The following is a 19,613-nucleotide window of genomic DNA, read 5'->3' as shown; positions in this document are numbered from 1 at the left end:
CGGCGACGATCTGCACCTCGGTGCATCGTGGATCCGACTCGCCACGTGCGGTGACCGAGAAGGTCGCCGAGTTCGCCCGACCGCCCACCAGCCTCCGGTGGTGCCCGCGCCCCACGCGCCGGTCGGATTCTCCTGACTGATCGGTCGGCTCCGACCGGAGGGCCACAGCGACGGCCCGAGCATCAGTGCCCCCATCCGCCCTCCGGGGCAGGGTGGACCGCCGGCTCCGCGGGGCCCGCCACCGCGTCCGGGACCGCCCGGTCCCCGACGGCCGAATCGGGCCGGGCCGCCGGGCCGGTGAGCGCGCCGACCCACTGGCCGAGCAGGTACGCCGCGCCGGTGTTGCGGCGCAGCCCCAGCGGCTGGTCGCCGGCCGAACCGTCGAAGCGCAGCGTGGTGACGATCAGCCGGCCGCTGCCGTACGGCAACTCCACGGCGTAGTCGTGCACCGCGCTGGTGCGGGCGTCCACCCGGCGCAGCAGCGGCCGGGCGCCGGCGTGCCGGTCGGCGTCGGCCAGCGCGAGGTCCGGAGCCATGCCCGCGAACTGGAGGTCGGTCCACCCGTCGTGCGGGAAGTCGCCCCACGCCTCATGCGGCTCGACGACCTTCACCGCCTCCCGCCAGAACGGCATGGCGGCCACCGGCAGCGGCGGGTCGGCGGTGGCGGCGTCGACGAGCAGGACGGCGCCGCCGCCGGCCGCGACGTGCCGGCGGGCCGCGGCGGTCCAGGCCGTGGCCAGCAGCACCGCACCGGGGGTGTCCAGCGGCACCACCCGGGGTGCCACCTTCGCCAGGTCGGGCAGGCGTCCGGCCGGATCGATCACGGCCACCGGCCCGGCGTCGGCCCAGCCGTCGCCGGGCAGGACCCAGAACGGCCACGCGTTGCTGGTGGTCTCGCCCGCACAGTCCACATCCACCCGCAGTACGGCCCGGCGCGGCCGGTCCACCGCCGGTGCCACGAACTCCGCGACGCCCAGTCCGCTCACGGTGCCGCGCGGCGCGTCGGCGTCGAGCCGGCCGGTGGCGAACGGGTCCGCGTCGGGGAATCCGACGTGCCACCGCGCCCGTGCCGGCCCGCCGGTGCGGCCGTGGTGGGCCAGCACCACGTGTGCACGGACCCGCGCCCCGACCGGATGGCACCAGGTGTCGAACGGCGCCGGCCGGTCACCACCGGCGACCCAGGCGCGCCGGCGGTCCCAGTCCAGGGCCAGCACCAGGTCACCGTTGAACTGTGCGAACTCCTCCGGGTCCACCTTCAGCCGGCCCAGGTCGTCCCAGACGCCGGCGGTGCTGATCGGGGTGTCCCGCTCGCCGGTGACCACGTACCCGCTGGTGTCGGTCCGGGTCCGGACCGCCTCCAGGGTCACCTTGCGGTGCAGCACGGCCTGCCGGGCGGAGATCCGTTCCAGCTCGGCGCCGGCGTCCCAGAGGCCGTTGCGGCGCAGCGTCTCCTCCTGCGCGGGCACGTCGTACTGCCAGCGCGCGCCCTGCGGGTTCACCGCCGGGTCGGCGCTCACCCACCATGGACGGCCGGTGTCCGGGGACGTGTCGAGTCGGCGCAGGTCACGGAAGGTGTCCAGGTCGCAGAACTCGCCGAACAACCAGGGTCGGGGTTGCCGCCAGCGGGGCGCGAAATGCTCGAGAGTGGCCCGGAAGTATGCCGGCTCACAATAGAAGTGGTGATCGTCGAAGTCCGCGTACTCGTCGAGCAGCCCGCCGTACGCCTCGCCCGAGCCGCTGTTGTCCCGCACCAGCACCCCCGGGGCGAGTCGCTTGACCAGGTCGTACAGCGGGCCCAGCACGTCGGCCCCGACCGCGGCGGACAGCTCGCAGCCGAGCGTGACCAGGATGACCGACGGGTGGTTCGCGGCGGCCCGGACCAGCCGTTCCGCCTCGGTGAACAGCTGCCCCCGGAAGTGTGCGGTGGGATGCGGCAGCCACATGGGCAGCTCGACCCAGAGCAGCATGCCCAGCTCGTCAGCCAGCTCGAAGTAGTACTCGGGCGGGAACCACAGGCAGAGCTTGACGCCGTTGAACCCCAACCGCCGCAGCTCGACCAGATCGGCGCGGACCCGCTCGGGTCCCGGGTCGGGATGCAGCCGGTCGGGGTACCAGCCCCAGGACAGAATCATCCGGGGGTACAGGGGCTCGCCGTTCAGCCGCAGCAACGCCCCGTCGGCGGTCAGCCGGCGCAGCCCGGCCAGCACGGTGCGCTCGTCACCGTCGCAGGTCCGCAGGGTCACCGCGTACCGTGCCGGGTCGTGCGGGGACCAGGCCCGGGGTTCCGGCACGGTCAGCTCGAACGCCACCTCGGCGTCCCCGGTCCGCTGCTGGCGGTCGACGAGCCGGCCGTCCGGATCGTGGACCTCGACGGTCACCTCGCCGGGGCCGAGCAGGGTGGCGGCCACCGAGAGCCGCCCGGCCTCGGTGCCCGGCCCGACGTCACCGGACACGGCCACGTCCCGCACCGCGCAGTCGCCGCTGACCAGCAGCTCGACCGGCTGCCACACGCCGCCGTGGGAGTGGCCCCAGACGTACGGCAGGAAGCCGGCCAGCGTCTCCCGGGCCGGATACCGGCCCGGCACCGGGGCCGAGTCCGGGCCGCCGGTGAGGCTTGCCGGTTTCTCGACCCGGACCAGCAGCTCGGCGGGCCGGCCCGGCTCGACCAGCCCGGTCACGTCCACCTCGAACGCGTCCCACATCCCGACGTGCCGGCCGGCCTCCCGGCCGTCCACCAGCACCTCGCAGGCGTAGCTGACCGCGCCGAACCGCAACCGCAGCCGTCGACCGGCGGCGTCGGCCGGCGGTCGCAGGGTGGCGCGGTACTCCACCGGCCCGGACCGGTCCATCGGGATGCCGGCCTGCTCCCAGGACCCGGGGACCGGCACCACCCGCCACTCGCCCGCGCCGGCCAGGCGGCACTCCCACGGCCCGACCACGCTCATGAGGCCAGCTCCCAGCCGTGCTCCTCGGCCCAGCCCAGAGCGGCGGTCCGGCCGTCGACCGTCACGTCGACCCCGTCGGCCCGCGGTCGCAGGGTGAGTTCGACCGGCCGACCCCGGTGGGCCAGCCGGACCCGGTAGGTGCGTCCGGGCACCCGCAGGTCGGCCGGCAGGTTGGGCCGGACCAGCAGCCGGTCGCCGACGGACCGGGCGCCGACCAGCACCCCCAGCAACAGGTGTACGCCGAAGGCGCCCCAGCCGTAGCCCTCGCCGCCGCACCGTCCCGACGGGGGCCAGTACTCGCAGGCGATCCCCGGCAGGGTGCGCTCGTCGTCGGCCTCGCGGGCGTCCCAGAACCGGTAGGCCCGGTCCACCACCGCTCCCGCCACGGCCGCCGCCACCTCGTGCTCGCCGGCACCCAGGGCCGCGTCCACCACGGTCCACACGAACATCGGCCAGACCAGGTCGGCCGGGTCGACCGCGCGGATCGCCTCCCGCAGCGCGTCGGTCTGTTCCGCGCCGGCCAGGCCCAGGGCGAGCGGTGACCAGAGCATCACGTCCTCGACCTCGGTGGGCTCGCCGGTCCGGCCGTCCGTGTCGGCGTACCGGGCGCCGGTGAACAGCCGCGCGGTCCGCTCGCCGTAGTCCCGTGCCAGCGTCACCCAGCCCGGCACGTCGCGCTCCCGGCCGAGGACCCGGGCGAAGTCCGCCATGACACCGGCCGCATGCGCCACCGCGGCGTGCAGGTCGACCGGCCGGATGTGGTACGTCGGGTGGCCGCCGCCGAGCGGTTGCGCGCCGAACCGCGGCGACAGGTCCTGGCCGGACTCCCAACTGCACGCGTGCCCCAACCAGCCCTCGGGGTCGCGTCGGTGCTCCAGCCACCAGTCCAGGTAGCCGGCCAGGAGCGGATAGATCCGCTCCAGCCAGTCGCGGTCGGGGTGGGCGTCCCACAGGCGCCGCAGCACCAGCCACGGCCAGCCCCACTGCGGACCGGTGCCGCAGGCGCTGCCGTCGGCCGAGACCATGTTGTGGCTGCCGTCCTCGCGCGAGCACGGGACGTGGGGTTCGGAGGCGTCGGCGAACGTGCCCAGCAGCAGCCGCTGGGCCAGCGCCGGGTCGGCGTACCCGAGCAGCAGCGCGTCGATGGCGGCCTCGCCGAGCACGACCCGCGGGGCCTGGATCTGCATGGCGTCCCACGCCATGGTGTACACGCCGACCGGCGGTTTGACCATCATCCGCAGCGTCTCCAGGTCGTACACCAGGCCGCGTCGCCAGTGCGCCGGCCAGTCCCCGGACAGCAGCGGCGCACCGGACCAGAAGGCACGGTCGGCGAGGGTGAGGGCGGCGTGGACGGCGGGCCGCCGGTCGCGGGCCTCGGCGAGCCGGGACCGGGCCTCGTTCTCGGTGCGGCCGCGTGCCAGCAGCACGGTCAGGTCGTGCTCCCCGGCGCCCAGTTGCACCACGGCGGCCAGGTCGACCCGCTGGCCCTGCTCGCCCAGTGCGGTGACCGGGCCGGCTCCGTGGGCCTCGGGCAGGCCGTCCCGGGTCCAGCCGTCGGCCGTCGCGGCGTCGGTGGTCAGCGCGGCGACGGCGTCGGGCTCGGACACCCACAGCACGAACGCCTCACCGTCCTCGAAGCCCTGCAGCAGGACGGTGTCGCCGGTGCGCCGCCCCACCAGGCCGGATTCGCCCCAGCTGCGGTCGGCGCCGATCTGGCGGGTGTAGTCGGCCCGTACGCTGAGCCGGTCGGCGACGCGGGCGCGTACCCGGGCCGCGAGCACGTCGGGACCGACCAGGTGAAACTCCGCCGCGATCGGCCCGGCCGGCCGCTCGGCCCGGAACGCCACCAGGTTCTTCGAGTGGTACGGCGCGCCGAGCCCGTCGAGGTCGGCGCCGTGCAGCGCCCCGTCGGCGGCGATCCGCAGCCCCGCGCGGTAGACCTCGCTCCGGCCGCCGTAGGCCCGGGCGTACGCCGGGAAGTGCCAGCGGAAGCCCAGGTCGTGCGAGCGGACGACGCCGTACGGGGTGAGTCGGCGGGTGTGCTCGGGCACGTCGAGGTAGCCATGCGGGGTGTAGTCGTCGACCGGGAAGCCGGTGTCGGGGGTCATGCTCAGCCCTTCACGCCGGACAGCGAGATGCCGGCCACGAAGTACCGCTGGGCGCAGATGTAGACCAGCACCACCGGCAGCAGCGAGACGACCGAGGCGGCCATCATCAGTGGCCAGTTGGGCTGCTGGTAGGCCGAGGAGGTGACGTTGAAGTACGCGAGGCCGAGCTCCACGGTGCGCATGTTCTCGTCCCGGGCGATGAGCAACGGCCACAGCAGATCGTTCCAGGTGCCCATGAAGGCGAACACCGCCACCGTGGCCAGCGCGGGCTTGACCAGGGGCAGGAAGATCCGGAAGAACACCGTCCACTCGCTGGCCCCGTCGATGCGCGCGGCGTCCTGGTAGTCGCGGGGGATGGTGAGGAACGCCTGCCGGAGCAGGAAGATGGCGAAGGCGCTGGAGATGCCCGGGACGATCAGGCCCTGGTACGTGTTGACCCAGTTGAACCGGAACACGATGAGGAACAGCGGGATCATCGTGACCTGGAACGGGATCATCATGGTGGCCAGGAAGAGCACGAACACCGACTTCGAGCCGGCGAAGCTCAGCCGGGCGAAGCCGTACGCGGCGCTCGCGCAGAAGGCAACCTGACCCAGCACGGTGACGGCGGTGACCACCACGCTGTTGAGCAGGTACTTACCGAACGGCGCGAGGGTGAACAGGTTGACGTAGTTGCCGAAGTCCCAGGTGGTGGGGAAGATGTCCGGCGGGTAGGAGAACGTGGTGCCGGACGGCTTCAGCGACGTGGTCACCATCCACAGGAACGGCACCAGCATGAAGGCGCCCAGCAGCGCCAGGATCGCGTACGTGGGCGCGGTGCGCAGCGCACCGAGCAGGGCCTTTCGGGACATCGGGACTCTCTCCGTCGCGGGAAGGGGTCAGACGAGATTCGACTCGCCACGTCGGCGGATGAACCACAGTTGCAGCAGCGTCACCAGGAAGATCACCGCGAACAGCACCCAGGCCTGCGCCGAGGCGTAGCCCATCGAGAACTCCTGGAAGGCCCGCTGGTAGATGTGGTAGACGGCCACGTCGGTGGCGCCCAGTGGCCCGCCCTCGGTGATGACGTACATGGGGGTGAACACCTGGAAACCGCCGATGACGCCGGTGATGACCAGGAAGATCGTGGTGGGTGCCAGCAGCGGCAGGGTGACGTGCCAGAACTGCCGCCATTTTCCGGCCCCGTCGATGGACGCCGCTTCCATCAGCTCCGGGGGCACCGCCTGCAGCCCGGCCAGCCAGATCACCATGCTGAACCCGGCGGTCTTCCAGGTGTTGATCAGCACGATGGCGAACATCGCGGCGTTCGGGTCGTCCAGCCAGCTCTGCTTGGGCAGGTGCAGCAGCTCGAACAGGTAGTTGACCAGCCCGGCGTCCGGCGAGAGCAGGGTGATCCAGATGACCGACACGGCCACCCAGGAGGTGATCACCGGCATGAAGAAGATGGCGCGGAACACGTTCATCCCGCGCAGCTTCTGGTTGACCAGCACGGCCAGGGCGAGGCTGACCGCCATGCCGATCGGCACCGAGAGGAGGGTGTAGTACGCCGTGTTCCACATGGCGTGCCAGAACGGGTCGTCGCCCAGGAGGGACCGGTAGTTGTCCAGGCCGACGAAGGGCGCGCTGAGGAAGCTCGGCGAACTCCACTCGTGGAACGACAGGTAGAGGCTGAAGATGATCGGCACCAGCGCGAACAGCGCCAGATGGGCGGTGGCCGGCAGGATGAACAGCCAGCCCACCCGCTCCGAGCGCCGGCGGCGCCGCGCCGGTCGGTCCCCGCGGGGTGCGGGTACGTCCAGCACGGCGCCGGCGGGTGACACGCTCATCGCTTGGCCAGCTCGCGGTTGATCGCCGTGATGGTCTTGGACACCTGGTCCCGGACGGGCGCCCCGCGCAGGATCTGCTCCATCATCCCGTCCAGCGCCTTCTCGATGGTCGGGTAGGCCCCGATCTTCGAGCCGTACGGGGGCCGGCCGCTGGCGGTGGCGTCGACGAAGACCTTGTCGAGCTCGGCGAACTTCGCCTGGTCGCTGCCGAGGCTCGCCTTCGCCGACTCGGAGTTCGCGGCGAGGGCGATCCCGGTGATGGCCTTGGTGTCCTGGTAGCCGCGGCTGGTGGCCGCCTCGATGAACTGCGCGGCGGCCTTGTACTTCGCCGCCGGCAGGTCGTGCCGGAGCACGAAGCTCGACTCGTACAGCGCGGTGGCCTCGGTGGCCCGCTTGGGCTGCGGCACCACGGCCACCTTCTCCGGCGAGTAGCCCTTGGCGCCGGTGAGCCCGACCAGCGACCAGTGGCCGCTGTCGAACATGGCGAACTTGCCCTGCACGAACAGCGCGCTGGCGTCGGAGGCGTTGGTCAGCTTCTCCAGCGTCGACGGCGACGGCGCCACCTTGTGCTTGAGCACCAGGTCGGCGTACCACTGGATGGCGTCGATGGCGGCCGGGGCGTCCAGGAAGCCGTTGGCGGTCTTCTTGTCCGGCGAGATCACGTCGCCGCCGTTCTGCCAGATCCGGTAGACCCACTGGTAGGCGTACTGGCTGAGCCGGTAGCCCCACTGCACGACGTTGCCCTCGTCGAAGGCGGGGTCGAGCCGGTTGCGGCCCTTGTTGTCCAGGGTGAGTTTCTGCGCGGCCGCCAGCTGGTCGTCCCAGCTCCAACCGGCCTGGGGCACCGGTACGCCCGCCTTGGTGAACAGCGTGGGGTTGTAGTAGACCACCATCGGGGTGAAGTCGTTGGGCAGGCCGTAGATCCCGCCGTCCTCGCCCTTGTGGATCTCCAGCACCTGCGGGAAGAACCGGTCGGTGCTCAGGCTCGGCAGCTTCGCGGTGACCTTGCGCATGTCCAGCAGCAGCTTGCGCTGGATCAGCGGGGCCAGGCTGGAGGCGTCCTGCGACCACAGGTCCGGGGCGCTGCCCGAGGCGAGGTCGACGATGATCTGGGTGTCGAAGTTGGGCGGCGCCTGGATCGGCTGGATCTTGATCTTCGGGTTCTGGGCCTGGAAATCGGCGAGGAACTTCTGGTACGCCTTGTCCAGCTCGGAGCCCTTCTCCTCGGGTGGCACCTGGAAGCCCACCACCTTGAGGGTCACCTCGCCGTCGGCGGCGGCCTCGTCGTCGGAGCCGCACGCGGCCAGCAGCGGGGCGGCGGTCACCGCGGCGGCGGCGCCGAAGCCCCACCGCAACAGCGTCCGGCGGTTCACCGAGGCGCCGCGGGCGGCCGCGGCGGGAAAGCCGGACGGCATCTGGTTCTCGTTCATCTCGCTCCTGCCGTGGGGGACGGGTGGGCCCGGCCGGGGGCGCCGGGAGACAGCACGGGTCACGGATGGGGGTCGACACCTCACCCGCCGGAAGCGTTCCGCCGGAAAACTTGGCAGGGACCGTAACCAGCCAGGTGAAACGTCGTCAACGGTCAGAGCAAGGGAAACCAGTTTCCCAACGTGAACCGACCGGTTTCTCACCGAGAGCCACTGGTCGATGACGATCGCCGGCGTTCGATCGCAAATTTCTTCCGGCTAGCCCTGGATTTCCCATGTCAATGCCCTTAGCTTCGATAGCCATCCGCTGCCGAACCCGGCAAGCCGTGGGCCTCAGAAGCCCACCGAGGTTTCTCAACAGCCTGCGCAATCGGTTTTTCAACTCGCTCGAAGGGGTGGTAGTGGCCGCCACGATCCGCGACATCGCCCGCGTCGCCGGCGTCTCCGTCGCCACCGCCTCCAAGGGGCTCAACGGCAAGGGCCGGATGCGTCCCGAGACCCGGCAACGCATCCTCGACGTCGCCCGGCAGTTGGACTTCCGGCCCAACCGCAACGCCAGCTCCCTCACCACCGGCCGCACGTACACGGTCGGCCTGCTGACCCGGGACGGCTACGGCCGGTTCACCCCACCGCTGCTGGGTGGCGTCGAGGACGCCCTGACGGTGGACACCGCGAGCCTGCTGCTCTGCGACGCCCGCCGCGACGCCGTGCGGGAACGGCACTACCTGGACGTGCTCGCGGCGCGCCGGGTGGACGGGCTGATCGTGACCGGCCGGGCCACCGACCCCGCACCGCCGCTGCCGCGCAGCCTTCCGTTCCCGGTGCTGCACGCCTACACGACGTCCAGCGACCCGGAGGACAGCAGTCTCACCGTGGACGACGAGCACGGCGGCTGGCTCGCCGCCCGGCAACTGCTGCGGCAGGGCTGCCGGCGCATCGTCCACATCACCGGGCCGGCCTCCGTGCTGGCCGTGCGGGAACGCATCGCCGGCGCGCGCCGGGCGCTCGCCGAGGAGGGCCTCGAACTGCCCGACCACCTCATCACCTACGGCGCCTTCACCGAACGCGCCGGCTTCGCCGCGGCGCAGCGGTTGCTGACCGACCGCACCGTCGACGGCATCTTCTGCGGCAGCGACCAGATCGGCCGGGGGGTGGCCGACGCCCTCGGCGCGCTCGGGATCCGCATCCCGCAGGACGTGGCGCTGGTCGGCTTCGACAACTGGACACTGCTGGCCGCCGCCACCCGCCCGCCCCTGTGCTCGGTGGACATGAACCTCTACCGCCTGGGCCGGCTGGCCGCCGAGAGCCTGCTGCGGGCCATCGACGGCCACCCCGAGCCGGGGGTACGTCGGCTGCCCTGTTCCCTGGCGGTCCGCGCCTCCTGCCCGGCCCCGGTCACCGACAGCACCGCATGGCAGGACGACAACCCGCTGGTGCCCGACGCCTGACCCGACCGGCACCCGTCAACCCTCGCCGCGCCCGGCCGCCGGGCCCGGTGCCGCATCGAGCCGCCCTGGAGCACGCATGGCAGACAAGCATCCCGGACCCGTCGTCGACACCTCGGCCAGCCGCCACGCCCGGCTGCGTCCGGTCTCGGCACCGGACGTCCGGATCACCGACGACTTCTGGGCACCCCGGCTGCGGCGCAACCGGGAGGTGACCATCCCCGCCCAACACGCTCAGTGCGAGAGCACCGGCGCGCTGCGCAACTTCGCACGCGCGGCCGGCAGCGCGGACGGCGACTTCAGCGGCCGGTACTACTCCGACTCGGACGTCTACAAGTGGATCGAAGCCGCCTCCTGGAGCATGGCCACGCACCCCTCCGAAGAGCTCGCCGACCGGCTCGACTCGGTCATCGAACTGGTGGCCGGGGCCCAGGATCCGGACGGCTACCTCAACACCTACTTCTCCGTCGACCGGGTGCACGAGCGCTGGACCGACCTGGTGGTGCGGCACGAGATGTACTGCGTCGGGCACCTGGTGGCGGCGGCCGTGGCACACGCGCGGGCCACCGGCCGGAGCACGCTGCTGGACGTCGCGCTGCGGGCCTGCGCCCACATCGCCGATCGGTTCACCCCCGGGCGGGTGACCGGTGCCTGCGGGCACCCCGGGTTGGAGATGGCCCTGGTCGAGTTGTACCGCACCACCGGCGACGAGCGTTGGCTGACGCTGGCCACGTGGCAGCTCGACTCGCGTGGCCGGGGAGTGCTGGACGGCAGCGAGTATCTCGTCGACCACCAGCCGGTGCGCCAGCAGGACCGGGTCACCGGTCACGCCGTACGGGCGCTGTACCTGTACTCCGGGATGGCCGACGTGGTCCTGGAAACCGGCGACCCCGAGCTGCGGGCCGCGCTGGAACGGCTCTGGGCCGACCTGTCCGGCGCCAAGACCGCGGTGACCGGCGGGGTGGGGGCACGCTGGGACGGTGAGGCGTTCGGCGACGCGTACGAACTGCCCGACCGGTCGTACAACGAGACCTGCGCCGCCATCGCGCACATCTTCCTGGCCTGGCGGCTGCTGCTACTCACCGGGGAGCCGCAGTATCGCGACGTGGTGGAAACCGCGCTGCACAACGGCGTGCTGCCCGGGCTGTCGCTGTCGGGCACCGAGTTCTTCTACCAGAATCCGCTCGCGGACGCCGGGCGGCACCGGCGGGCGGAGTGGTTCAGCTGTGCCTGCTGCCCGCCGAACATCGCCCGCCTGCTCGCCTCGCTGCCCGGTTACCTCTACACCACCGACGACGACGGCATCCAGGTGCAGCTCTACATCGGCAACCAGGCCGAGCTGCGCCTGGCCGACGGCATTCCGGTACGCCTCGACCTGGCGACCGAACTGCCGTGGCGCGGCGAGGTGCGGCTCACCGTCGACCCGGCCGAGCCCCGGGAGTTCACAGTGACCCTGCCGGTACCCGGCTGGGCCGGAGCGGACGTGACGGTCCGGGTCAACGGCGACCCCGTCGCGCTCGACACCGGCCGGCGGCGGATCGCCCTGCGCCGAACCTGGTCGGCCGGCGACACCGTCGAGGTGACCCTCCCGACCGAGGTCCGGACCCTCGTCGGCCATCCCCGGGTGACCGCCGTCCACCGCCGGGCCGCGCTGGCCATGGGCCCGCTGGTCTACTGCCTCGAACAGGCCGATCATCACGGCACGGCCGTGGCCGACATCCGGCTCACCGGCGTCGAGCGGTGGACCGTGGCACACGAACCGGAGTTGCTGGGCGGCGTCTGCACGCTGAGCGCCCAAGCCGGCGCCGCCCCGGTCGACGACGGGCCCCTGTACCGCCCGTACCGCGAGCCGGCCGCCCCGACCTCGGGCGTGAGCGTCACGGCGGTCCCCTACTTCGCGTGGGCCAACCGGACGCCCGGTGAAATGCGGGTTTTCGTGCCACTCGCCTAGGCGGCACCTGCCGCCGTTGCCGTCAACGCCGCACCCCCGAGGGAGCCCACCCATGCCTGACGTCGTCGTGTTCGGCAGCCTCAACACGGACCTGGTGCTGGACGTGCCGGTGCTGCCCGCCGCCGGGCAGACCGTCCTCGGCGGGCGGCTGCGCGTGCACAGCGGCGGGAAGGGCGCCAACCAGGCGGTCGCCGCGGCCGACGCCGCAGGACCCACCGGGCCGGCCGTGCGCATGGTCGGCCGAGTCGGAGACGACGGGTACGGCCGCCGGATGCGGGCGGACCTGACGGCAGCCGGCGTGGACACCGGCGGCGTGACGGTCGACAGCAACGAGCCCAGCGGCACCGCGCTGATCCTGGTCGACGCCGCGGGGGAGAACGTCATCGCCGTGGCGGCCGGTGCCAACAGCGCCGTCGACGTCGACGACGCACGCCGCGCCGCCGCCGGCCTCGGTCCCGGCGACGTGGCGGTCTGCCAGCTCGAAGTGCCGCAGCCGGCGGTCCGGGCACTGGTCGTCGCGGCCCGCGCCGCCGGTGCGCGATCGGTGTGCAACGCCGCTCCCGCCGCAGCACTGGCTCCCGACCTGCTGGCCGCGCTCGACGTACTCGTGGTCAACGAGAGCGAGGCCGGCGCCGTGTTCGGCACCCAGATCCGGACGCCGGAGGCCGCCGGCACCGCCGCCGGGCGGGCCGGGTGCGCCGTGGTGGTCACTCTCGGCCCGGCGGGCGCGGTGTTCGCCGGGCCGCACGGACGCCCGGGACGCTGTCCCGCCCCCACGGTGCCGGTCATCGACACGGTGGGGGCGGGCGACGCGTTCGTCGGCGCGCTGGCGGTGGCCCTGGCCGGCGGAACCGACCTGGCGACCGCGGTCGGCGCCGGCGTGGCCGCCGGCTCCCGCGCGGTCACCCGGTCGGGCGCCCGCCCGCACGCGGTCGACCGGGGACGGAAGCCCGTCGATGCCGACCTCACCGAGGGAGCGGGAAAGTGACAGTGGACGGATCCGGGAGCGAGAGCGCCGGCGGTGACCGACCGGTCTGGTACACCTTCGGCAACCACTTCCACTGGGTCGACATGCAGTGGCTGTGGGGATACGGCGTACTCGGCGCGTCCGTCCGCGACATGCTCGCCTTCACCGCCGCCACCGGCGCCCGGGGCAATCTCAACTTCGACGCCGTCGGCTACGAACGCATGGCCGCCGAGGAACCGGAGGCGCTCGCGCAGCTGCGAGCCGCCGTTGCGGCGGGCACGATCGAGGTCGTCGGGGCCAGCTACGGCCAGCCGTACCCGCTGTTCCACCACGGCGAGTCGGCGGTCCGCCAGCTGACCTACGGGGTCCGAGCGGTTCGCCGGCTACTGGGGGTCCGGCCGGTCAGCTACTGGGAGGAGGAATTCTCCTTCTACCCGCAGCTGCCGCAGCTGCTGGCCGACACCGGCCACCGGTACGCCTCGCTGTTCTTCCAGTGGACCTGGCACACCCCGCACGTGCCGGCGGAGGACGCTCCGGCGATCTGGTGGGAGGGCGTGGACGGGACCCGGATCCTCGCCACCCCGCGCGGCCCGTTGAATCTGCACCAGTGGCCGGAGGACTTCACCGCGCTCAAGGAGCATCCCCTGCTGACGGAGTCGCCGGCGCCGGTGATCCAGCAATGGCTGGAGCTGCTTCCGTCGCCGGACTGGATGTGCCGCTCCGAGCTGCTGCTCGACGGCATGAGGGAGCTGCTGTCCACGCCGGGGCTGGACATCCGGTTCGGTACCCTCGCCGAGGTGCTGGCGGCCGTCGGCCCGCACGCCCCGGTGCGCAGGTACACGATGGATGACGTCTTCCACGGGATGAGCCTGGGCAAGAACGGCGACCTCGGGCACCGGCGCAGCCGCGAGACCGAGCAGACGCTGCTGGCCGCCGAGGCGCTGTCGGTGCTGGCCGGCCGGCTCGGTCGGCCGTACCCGCACTGGGACGTCTACCCGGTGTGGGAGCTGGAGGAGGGCTGGCGGGAACTGCTGGCCTTCCAGCATCACGACAACGACGAGTGTGAGGGGCTCTGCGGGCACGTGGGCCGCGCCGGCCTGGACCGGGGGCAGGCGCTGGCCCGCGCGGTGCTGGACCGCAGCGTCGCCGGCATCGCGGGCCGGACGCCCGGTCCCGCCGGCCGGACCGTGCTGGTCAACCCGCTCGGCTGGGCCCGGTCGGTGGTGCGCGACGGCCGCCGCGTCGAGGTGCCGGCGGTCGGCTGGACCGTTCTCGACGACGACGCGGCCGACGGTCACCGCGCCGTCGCGGCCGTGACGGTTGTCGACGACGGCGACGCCGTCACGCTGCGCCGGGGCGACTTCCAGGTGGTGGTGGACCGACGCCGCGGGGTCGTCACCCACGTCGGCGGCCTGGGCTGCGGCCCGGCCGGGCTGGGCGGCCTGCGCTGCGAACGTGGCGGCGTCGAGCACCGGTACGTCCCGACCGCGGTACGCGTCGAATCGGACCGGGTGGTGCTGGCGCTCGGGTCGCCGGCCGGCGACGAGATCCGGCTGACCGTGACGCTCGCGCCGGAGCTGGACGCGGTGGACCTGTCGTTCGACTCGGCCGCGGTGGCACCGCCGGACGGCCGCCACCATGCCAGCCTGATGACGCTGGTGGAACCGGACCTGCGGGTGCGGACGGTCTGGCACGACACCCCGTACGCGCTCGGCCCGGTGAACGGCCGCGGCCGGTATCAACGCAAGTATCCGATCGGCGACTGGATGACCTCGCCGCAGGTGTTCGAGGAGGTCGTCGACCCGTTCACCGGCCTGCAACTGATCGACCTGCTCGACGCCGACGGCGCCGGGCTGCTCTGGCTGCACGACGGCAGCCAGGGCTTCCTGCGCGCCGAGCGGGGCGCCTGGAACGTGCTGTCCATGCGTGACCCCTGGGACGAGCAGCACTTCACCGCCGAGCTGCACGCCCGGGCCCGGGTGCTGGCGCACGACGGTCTCACCCCGGCCGTCCGGTGGCGGCTGGCACAGGAGTTCACCCGGCCGGTCGTGACGGTCCGGCCGGCTGTCGACGGCGGTGAGCTGCCGCCGGCGCTGTCCCTGGTCCGGCTCGACGGCCGGCCCGGGGCCGCGGTCACCGCGGTCTACCGGGAGACCGGGTACGCCGGAGCCGGGCTGCCGGAGCATGCCACCGCGACGCTGGACCGGCCGGTGCTGGTCCGGCTGGTCGAGTTCGACGGGGACGACGGCGACGCCGCCCTCGTGGTGACCGGCACTGTCGCACGGGCCTGGCGGGCCAGCGTCCTCGGTGAACTGCGCGAACCGCTGTCGGTACGAGCGGCCGACGGCGCCTCGCGGATCACGGTCGGCCTGCGCGCCCACCAGATCACCACCGTCGTCCTGGACCTCGTCGAGGCCGGCAAGCAGTCCCGGGACCTGGACGCGCACCGCGAGGTGTGGGCGACGGTCCACCGCACCGAGGAGGACCGATGAGCCACTTTCCCCGGGTCGCCCGTGGCACCCACTCGTACCCCCGGGACGAGTCCGTGCCGCCGGAGCAGCGGCTCGGCCTGGGGGTGGTCGGCCTGCACGAGGGGCGGACCGCCCTGCTGGCCGCGTACCGGACCCGCAGCGTGCGGCCGGTTGCCGGGTGCGACCTCGACCCGGACACCCTGGCCGAGGTCGGCGCCGACGTGCCCGAGGTGGCCATGACGACCTCCTACCCCGAGTTGCTGGCTCGGGACGACGTGCGGATCGTCGGCGTCTACACGCCGGACCACCTGCACGCCGAGCACATCGTGGCGGCGTTCGAGGCCGGCAAGGACGTGGTGTGCACCAAGCCGCTCGTGAACGACTTCGCGGCGGCTCGAGAGGTGCTCGCGGCGGCCCGGCGCACCGGGCGGCGGTTGCTGGTCGGCCAGTCGACCCGGTTCTTCGAGTCGTTCCGGCGGCAGCGCACGGCGTACGAGCGCGGCGAGGTGGGCGACGTCGAGGTGGTCGAGGCGCACTACACGCACCGGATGGACTGGTATTACGACCGGGCGCCATGGATCGTCGGCGACACCGACTGGGTGTACCTGGGCCTGAGCCACCCGCTGGACCTGCTGCGCTGGTATCTCGGACCGATCGCGTCCGTGGCGGCCGTGGGCACCCACTCGGCGCTGGCCCGCGCGCGCGGCTGCGCGTCGTACGACATCTACTCGGTCAACGCGATGACCGCGGACGGGCGGCTCGGCCGGGTGTTCGGCCACTACGGCATGCACGAACTGCCGCGGGCCCGCAACTCGATCGAGTGCCTGCTGTACGGCTCGACCGGCACGTCCATGGCGCAGTACCACGACATGCGCTACCTGCACACCGCGCCGGACGGCACCGAGGTGGTGGAGGACATGCTCTACGAGTACCGCCACTACCACTTCAACAACGAGGTGCACGGCATGCACTACGGGGAGTTCGCCAACTACCTGCAGTACTTCGCCGACGCGCTCACCTCGGGCGCCGACCACTCGCCGGACCTGGTCGAAGGCATCGAGACGTTCTGTCTGATGGAGGCGGTCCGCCGATCGGCGCTGGAGGGCGGCCGCCCGGTCGAGCCGGCCGAACTCTCCGCCCAGCTCGACCTCTGAATCGTGGCCGGCGTCGCGGGACGCACGGCCGGACAAGCGGGCAGCCGCCCTCCGGCCCGCATCACCCGTTCACCGCGGCACGGGCGACTCGGGCCGGCGGAGGCAGGGCGGTTCCCGCGGGTGAGGCTCGAAAGGCTTCGAGGGTCAGCGCTGCGAATCGCCGTGCTGCCGCCACCCGTACGTCGGGTGGCGTCGCCCACAACCCACGGCCGGCCATGAACACCAGGATCAGGTCGTCCAGCACGAAGTCCGCCCGCAACGAGCCCGCCTCCTGGGCCCGCCGGCACAGCAGCGCGAGCGACCGCAGCATGCCCGCGCGATGCGCCGCGAAGTCGACCGCCCCCGGATACGACGACAGGAAGGCGTCGACGAACCCCTGATTGTGCGCGTTGAGCTCGGTGATCCGGGTGACGACCGCGCACAGCCCGCGCCAGGGGTCCGCGTCGGCGCATCCTGCGCGTACGATGCCGCTGCAGGCCCGCAGCTCGTCGGTGAACGCCTCCTCGACAAGTGCCTGCTTCGTAGGGAAATGCCGGTAGAGCGTCGCCGGCCCGACCTCGGCGCGGCGGGCGATCTCGCGCATCGGCACGTCCAGCCCGTGCTCGGAGAAGACGGCCCGGGCGGCCTCCAGCAGGCGGTTCCGGTTGTCGCGGGCATCCGAGCGGAGCATGTGAGGCAGACGGTCGGCCATGGATCTCATTTTAGCCAAGTGGACGGGGGCGTCCGATACGTTGGCGGCATGCGAGCGATCAGCATCCAGAGGTTCGGCGATCCCAGCGGCCTGACCGTGGTCGACGTGCCGTCCCCCGAACCCGCCGCCGGTGAGGTGCTCATCGCGACGGAGGCGATCGGCGTCGGGGGTGTCGACGCCGTCATCCGGCGCGGCACTCTGAGCGGTTACGGATTCCGCGAAGGCATGATCCCCGGCAGCGAGGTGGCCGGGCGTGTGATCGCCGTGGGCGACGGCGTCGACCCGGGCTGGACCGGCAGCAGCGTGTGGGCGTTCACCGGTTCCGGCGGCGCCTACGCCGAACAGGCGGTCGCCCGCGTCGAAGACGTCACGGCTCTGCCCGACGGCCTGTCCCCGACCGACGCGGTGACGCTGGGCAGCTCCGGCCCGGTGGCCCACTTCGCACTGGCCCACGCCCACTTCGCCGAGGGCGAGTCGCTGCTGGTGCGAGGCGCCGCCGGAAGCATCGGCATCATGGCCGTCCAACTGGCCGCGGCCGGTTCCCCCGGCCCGATCGCGGTGACAACGTCATCCCCCGTACGGGGTGACCGGCTGCGCGCCCTGGGTGCCACCCAGGTGCTGGACCGATCCGGCGTCGGCGCCGGCTCGCCCGCCGAGTTCGACGTCGTCCTCGACGTCGTCGGCGGCCCCGACATGCCCTCGTTCCTCGACCGTCTCGCCGACAACGGCCGCCTGGTCTCGGTGGGCGTGGTCGCTGGCTATCCTCCCGAGAATTTCGGCGCGAAACTGATCACGTCGTTCCAGCGATCCCGCTCGTTCGCGACGTTCAGCCTCAACACCGTGCCCAACCCCGGCCGCAACGCCATCCGGCAGGCCCAGTTCTCCGCGGCCGCCCGCGGAGAACTCACCTCCGTGGTGCACGAGACCTTGCCGCTGACCGAGGCGGCCGAGGCTCACCGGCAGATGGACGCGGGCAAGGTGTTCGGCCGCGTCGTGCTGACGCCCTGAGTCGAGCCGATTGCCGCCCACGCCGTGGTCGAGGGCGCGCTGATCACCAGGCGCAGGGCGCGTAGTCCTTCAGGAAGCAGCCGTACAGGTCTTCGCCCTGTTCGCCGCGAACGATCGGGTCGTAGACCCGGGCCGCACCGTCGACCAGGTCCAGCGGGGCGTGGAAGCCGGCGTCCGCCAGGCGCATCTTCGTCGGGTGGGGCCGCTCGTCGGTGATCCAGCCGGTGTCGACGCTGGTCATGAGGATGCCGTCGGCCAGCATCTCCTGGGCGCTGGTCCGGGTGAGCATGTTCAGCGCGGCCTTGGCCATGTTGGTGTGCGGGTGCCCCGGCCCCTTGTAGCCGCGGGCGAACTGGCCCTCCATCGCCGACACGTTCACCACGTACTTCCGCCGGGCTGGCGCTGCGGCCATCACCGGTCGCAGTCGGCTGACCAGCACGAACGGCGCGGTCACGTTGCACAGCTGCACTTCGAGCAGCTCGACCGGATCCACCTCGTGCACCCGCTGCACCCAGCTGTTGACCGGATCGAGGTCCGGCACCAGACCGCCGGCGTCGATGGCGGTGGCTGCCGCGATCCGATCCGGCGAGGCAGAGCCACTGGTCAGCGCCAGCGCGGTGAGCGCCTGCGGGGTGACCGTGGCCGACTGCGGCGCGGCGATCATTCCCGCCGGGTCGCCCTGGCCGGCAGGTTTGGCGAACGTGATCAGCTCCGGCAAGGGGCCGTCCGGCAGGGCCGCCGCCTCCGCGGCGACGAGCTGCGCGTACGCCCCGGGCGTGCGGCGGACGGTCTGCGCCGCATTGTTGATCAGGATGTCGAGTGGTCCCTGGGCGCTGACCGAGTCGGCGAGGGCGATCACCTGCGCGGGGTCGCGCAGGTCGATCCCGACGACCCGCAGGCGGTGCAGCCAGTCCCCGCTGTCCGGCATCGCGGCGAATCGGCGGACCGCGTCGTGCGGGAAGCGCGTGGTTACCGTGGTGTGCGCGCCGTCGCGCAGCAGCCGCAGCGCGATGTACATGCCGATCTTGGCTCGGCCGCCGGTGAGTAGCGCGCGCCGGCCGGTCAGGTCGGTGCGGGCGTCACGGCGCTCCCGGTTGAGCGTGGCGCAGGGCGGGCAGAGCTGATGGTAGAAGGCGTCCACCTCGTGGTAGCGCTGCTTGCAGACGTAGCAGCCGCGCGGATTGTGCAGGAAGCCGGCCGTGGTACCGGCGGTGGGGGAGGCGAGCGGGATGCCCTGGGTCTCGTCGTCGATCCGGCCCGGGGCGCCGGTGGCGGTGGCCGCCGTCACCGCGCGGTCGGCCGCCGCGATGGCATCCCGCCGTTCCTCGCGTCGCCGCTGCTTGATCACCTTGTAGAGCTTCGCGGTGGCCCGTTGCACCCGCACCACGTCGGGGTGATCGGGAGGCAGGGACTCCAACGCCTCGAAGACGCTGAGACAGGTCTCCAGCCGTCTGCGGTCAATGCCGTCTTGACCGGTTTCGGTAATGTTGTCCGCCGTCATGCGTCGCTGTCTCGTCCCGTTCCCTGCGCCGGATCTACCCGGCCACCCCAAGTCCGACCCGGAACTGTACGCACCGCATGGCCTCCGCCGCATCCCGCCTCTGCTCAGCAGCCCGAAGA

General features: G+C 72.6%; 13 protein-coding genes. 6 read left to right on the top strand and 7 right to left on the bottom strand.

Features of this window, described 5'->3' with window-relative positions; genetic code table 11:
- Positions 1-182: 182 nt before the first annotated feature.
- The 5 genes from GA0070213_RS19795 to GA0070213_RS19775 are packed head-to-tail and all read right to left on the bottom strand — an operon-like array spanning position 183 to position 8,309.
- On the bottom strand, positions 183-2,945 hold the full coding sequence (locus GA0070213_RS19795) for a glycoside hydrolase family 2 protein (RefSeq protein WP_175441411.1): 2,763 nt from the start codon (positions 2,943-2,945) through the stop codon (positions 183-185).
- The gene (locus GA0070213_RS19790; RefSeq protein ID WP_091066513.1) at positions 2,942-5,053 is read right to left on the bottom strand and encodes an MGH1-like glycoside hydrolase domain-containing protein; all 2,112 of its coding nucleotides are present in this window, start codon (positions 5,051-5,053) and stop codon (positions 2,942-2,944) included. The genes GA0070213_RS19795 and GA0070213_RS19790 overlap by 4 nt, the downstream gene beginning before the upstream one ends.
- Before the next feature lie 2 nt (positions 5,054-5,055).
- Positions 5,056-5,904 carry a carbohydrate ABC transporter permease gene (locus GA0070213_RS19785; protein WP_091066510.1) on the bottom strand — a complete coding sequence of 283 codons (849 nt, stop codon included), beginning with the start codon at positions 5,902-5,904 and terminating at the stop codon, positions 5,056-5,058.
- Between the two features lie 27 nt (positions 5,905-5,931).
- Positions 5,932-6,879, bottom strand: coding sequence for a carbohydrate ABC transporter permease (locus tag GA0070213_RS19780; RefSeq protein ID WP_091066507.1), 948 nt, complete (start codon positions 6,877-6,879; stop codon positions 5,932-5,934).
- Positions 6,876-8,309 (bottom strand): ABC transporter substrate-binding protein, encoded by a 1,434-nt coding sequence (locus GA0070213_RS19775; protein ID WP_091066505.1) that lies wholly within the window; start codon positions 8,307-8,309, stop codon positions 6,876-6,878. The genes GA0070213_RS19780 and GA0070213_RS19775 overlap by 4 nt, the downstream gene beginning before the upstream one ends.
- Before the next feature lie 398 nt (positions 8,310-8,707).
- Here GA0070213_RS19775 and GA0070213_RS19770 point away from each other — a divergent pair, with 398 nt between their 5' ends.
- The 5 genes from GA0070213_RS19770 (at position 8,708) to GA0070213_RS19750 (ending at position 16,294) form a co-directional block, all read left to right on the top strand.
- The gene (locus GA0070213_RS19770) at positions 8,708-9,754 is read left to right on the top strand and encodes a LacI family DNA-binding transcriptional regulator (RefSeq protein ID WP_245716476.1); all 1,047 of its coding nucleotides are present in this window, start codon (positions 8,708-8,710) and stop codon (positions 9,752-9,754) included.
- Between the two features lie 76 nt (positions 9,755-9,830).
- Positions 9,831-11,702 (top strand): glycoside hydrolase family 127 protein, encoded by a 1,872-nt coding sequence (locus tag GA0070213_RS19765; RefSeq protein ID WP_091066497.1) that lies wholly within the window; start codon positions 9,831-9,833, stop codon positions 11,700-11,702.
- 52 nt (positions 11,703-11,754) lie between these two features.
- On the top strand, positions 11,755-12,690 hold the full coding sequence (locus tag GA0070213_RS19760; protein WP_091066492.1) for a PfkB family carbohydrate kinase: 936 nt from the start codon (positions 11,755-11,757) through the stop codon (positions 12,688-12,690).
- The gene (locus tag GA0070213_RS32550) at positions 12,687-15,161 is read left to right on the top strand and encodes a glycoside hydrolase family 38 N-terminal domain-containing protein (RefSeq protein WP_139128702.1); all 2,475 of its coding nucleotides are present in this window, start codon (positions 12,687-12,689) and stop codon (positions 15,159-15,161) included. Before GA0070213_RS19760 ends, GA0070213_RS32550 begins: the two co-directional genes overlap by 4 nt.
- The gene (locus GA0070213_RS19750) at positions 15,158-16,294 is read left to right on the top strand and encodes a Gfo/Idh/MocA family protein (protein WP_091066486.1); all 1,137 of its coding nucleotides are present in this window, start codon (positions 15,158-15,160) and stop codon (positions 16,292-16,294) included. Before GA0070213_RS32550 ends, GA0070213_RS19750 begins: the two co-directional genes overlap by 4 nt.
- A 61-nt stretch (positions 16,295-16,355) precedes the next feature.
- Here the strand turns inward: GA0070213_RS19750 and GA0070213_RS19745 are convergent, their stop codons facing one another.
- Positions 16,356-16,985, bottom strand: coding sequence for a TetR/AcrR family transcriptional regulator (locus GA0070213_RS19745; RefSeq protein ID WP_091066876.1), 630 nt, complete (start codon positions 16,983-16,985; stop codon positions 16,356-16,358).
- A gap of 18 nt (positions 16,986-17,003) precedes the next feature.
- Between GA0070213_RS19745 and GA0070213_RS19740 the strand changes: the two genes are divergently transcribed.
- Positions 17,004-17,993: a zinc-binding dehydrogenase gene (locus tag GA0070213_RS19740; RefSeq protein WP_245716475.1), complete on the top strand. Its 990-nt coding sequence runs from the start codon at positions 17,004-17,006 to the stop codon at positions 17,991-17,993.
- Between the two features lie 43 nt (positions 17,994-18,036).
- Here the strand turns inward: GA0070213_RS19740 and GA0070213_RS19735 are convergent, their stop codons facing one another.
- Positions 18,037-19,494: an SDR family oxidoreductase gene (locus GA0070213_RS19735; RefSeq protein WP_091066479.1), complete on the bottom strand. Its 1,458-nt coding sequence runs from the start codon at positions 19,492-19,494 to the stop codon at positions 18,037-18,039.
- Between the last annotated feature and the right edge of the window lie 119 nt (positions 19,495-19,613).

It is taken from the genome of Micromonospora humi (assembly GCF_900090105.1).
In the GTDB taxonomy this organism is placed as follows: Bacteria; Actinomycetota; Actinomycetes; order Mycobacteriales; family Micromonosporaceae; genus Micromonospora; species Micromonospora humi.
This window is presented reverse-complemented; position numbering and strand designations above follow the sequence as displayed.

Excerpts from the sequence above, each read along its gene's own strand:
- GA0070213_RS19795 (WP_175441411.1), bottom strand. The coding sequence starts at position 2,945 with ATGAGCGTGGTCGGGCCGTGGGAGTGCCGCCTGGCCGGCGCGGGCGAG.
- GA0070213_RS19790 (WP_091066513.1), bottom strand. The coding sequence starts at position 5,053 with ATGACCCCCGACACCGGCTTCCCGGTCGACGACTACACCCCGCATGGC.
- GA0070213_RS19785 (WP_091066510.1), bottom strand. The coding sequence starts at position 5,904 with ATGTCCCGAAAGGCCCTGCTCGGTGCGCTGCGCACCGCGCCCACGTAC.
- GA0070213_RS19780 (WP_091066507.1), bottom strand. The coding sequence starts at position 6,879 with ATGAGCGTGTCACCCGCCGGCGCCGTGCTGGACGTACCCGCACCCCGC.
- GA0070213_RS19775 (WP_091066505.1), bottom strand. The coding sequence starts at position 8,309 with ATGAACGAGAACCAGATGCCGTCCGGCTTTCCCGCCGCGGCCGCCCGC.
- GA0070213_RS19765 (WP_091066497.1), top strand. The coding sequence starts at position 9,831 with ATGGCAGACAAGCATCCCGGACCCGTCGTCGACACCTCGGCCAGCCGC.
- GA0070213_RS19760 (WP_091066492.1), top strand. The coding sequence starts at position 11,755 with ATGCCTGACGTCGTCGTGTTCGGCAGCCTCAACACGGACCTGGTGCTG.
- GA0070213_RS19750 (WP_091066486.1), top strand. The coding sequence starts at position 15,158 with ATGAGCCACTTTCCCCGGGTCGCCCGTGGCACCCACTCGTACCCCCGG.
- GA0070213_RS19745 (WP_091066876.1), bottom strand. The coding sequence starts at position 16,985 with ATGGCCGACCGTCTGCCTCACATGCTCCGCTCGGATGCCCGCGACAAC.
- GA0070213_RS19735 (WP_091066479.1), bottom strand. The coding sequence starts at position 19,494 with ATGACGGCGGACAACATTACCGAAACCGGTCAAGACGGCATTGACCGC.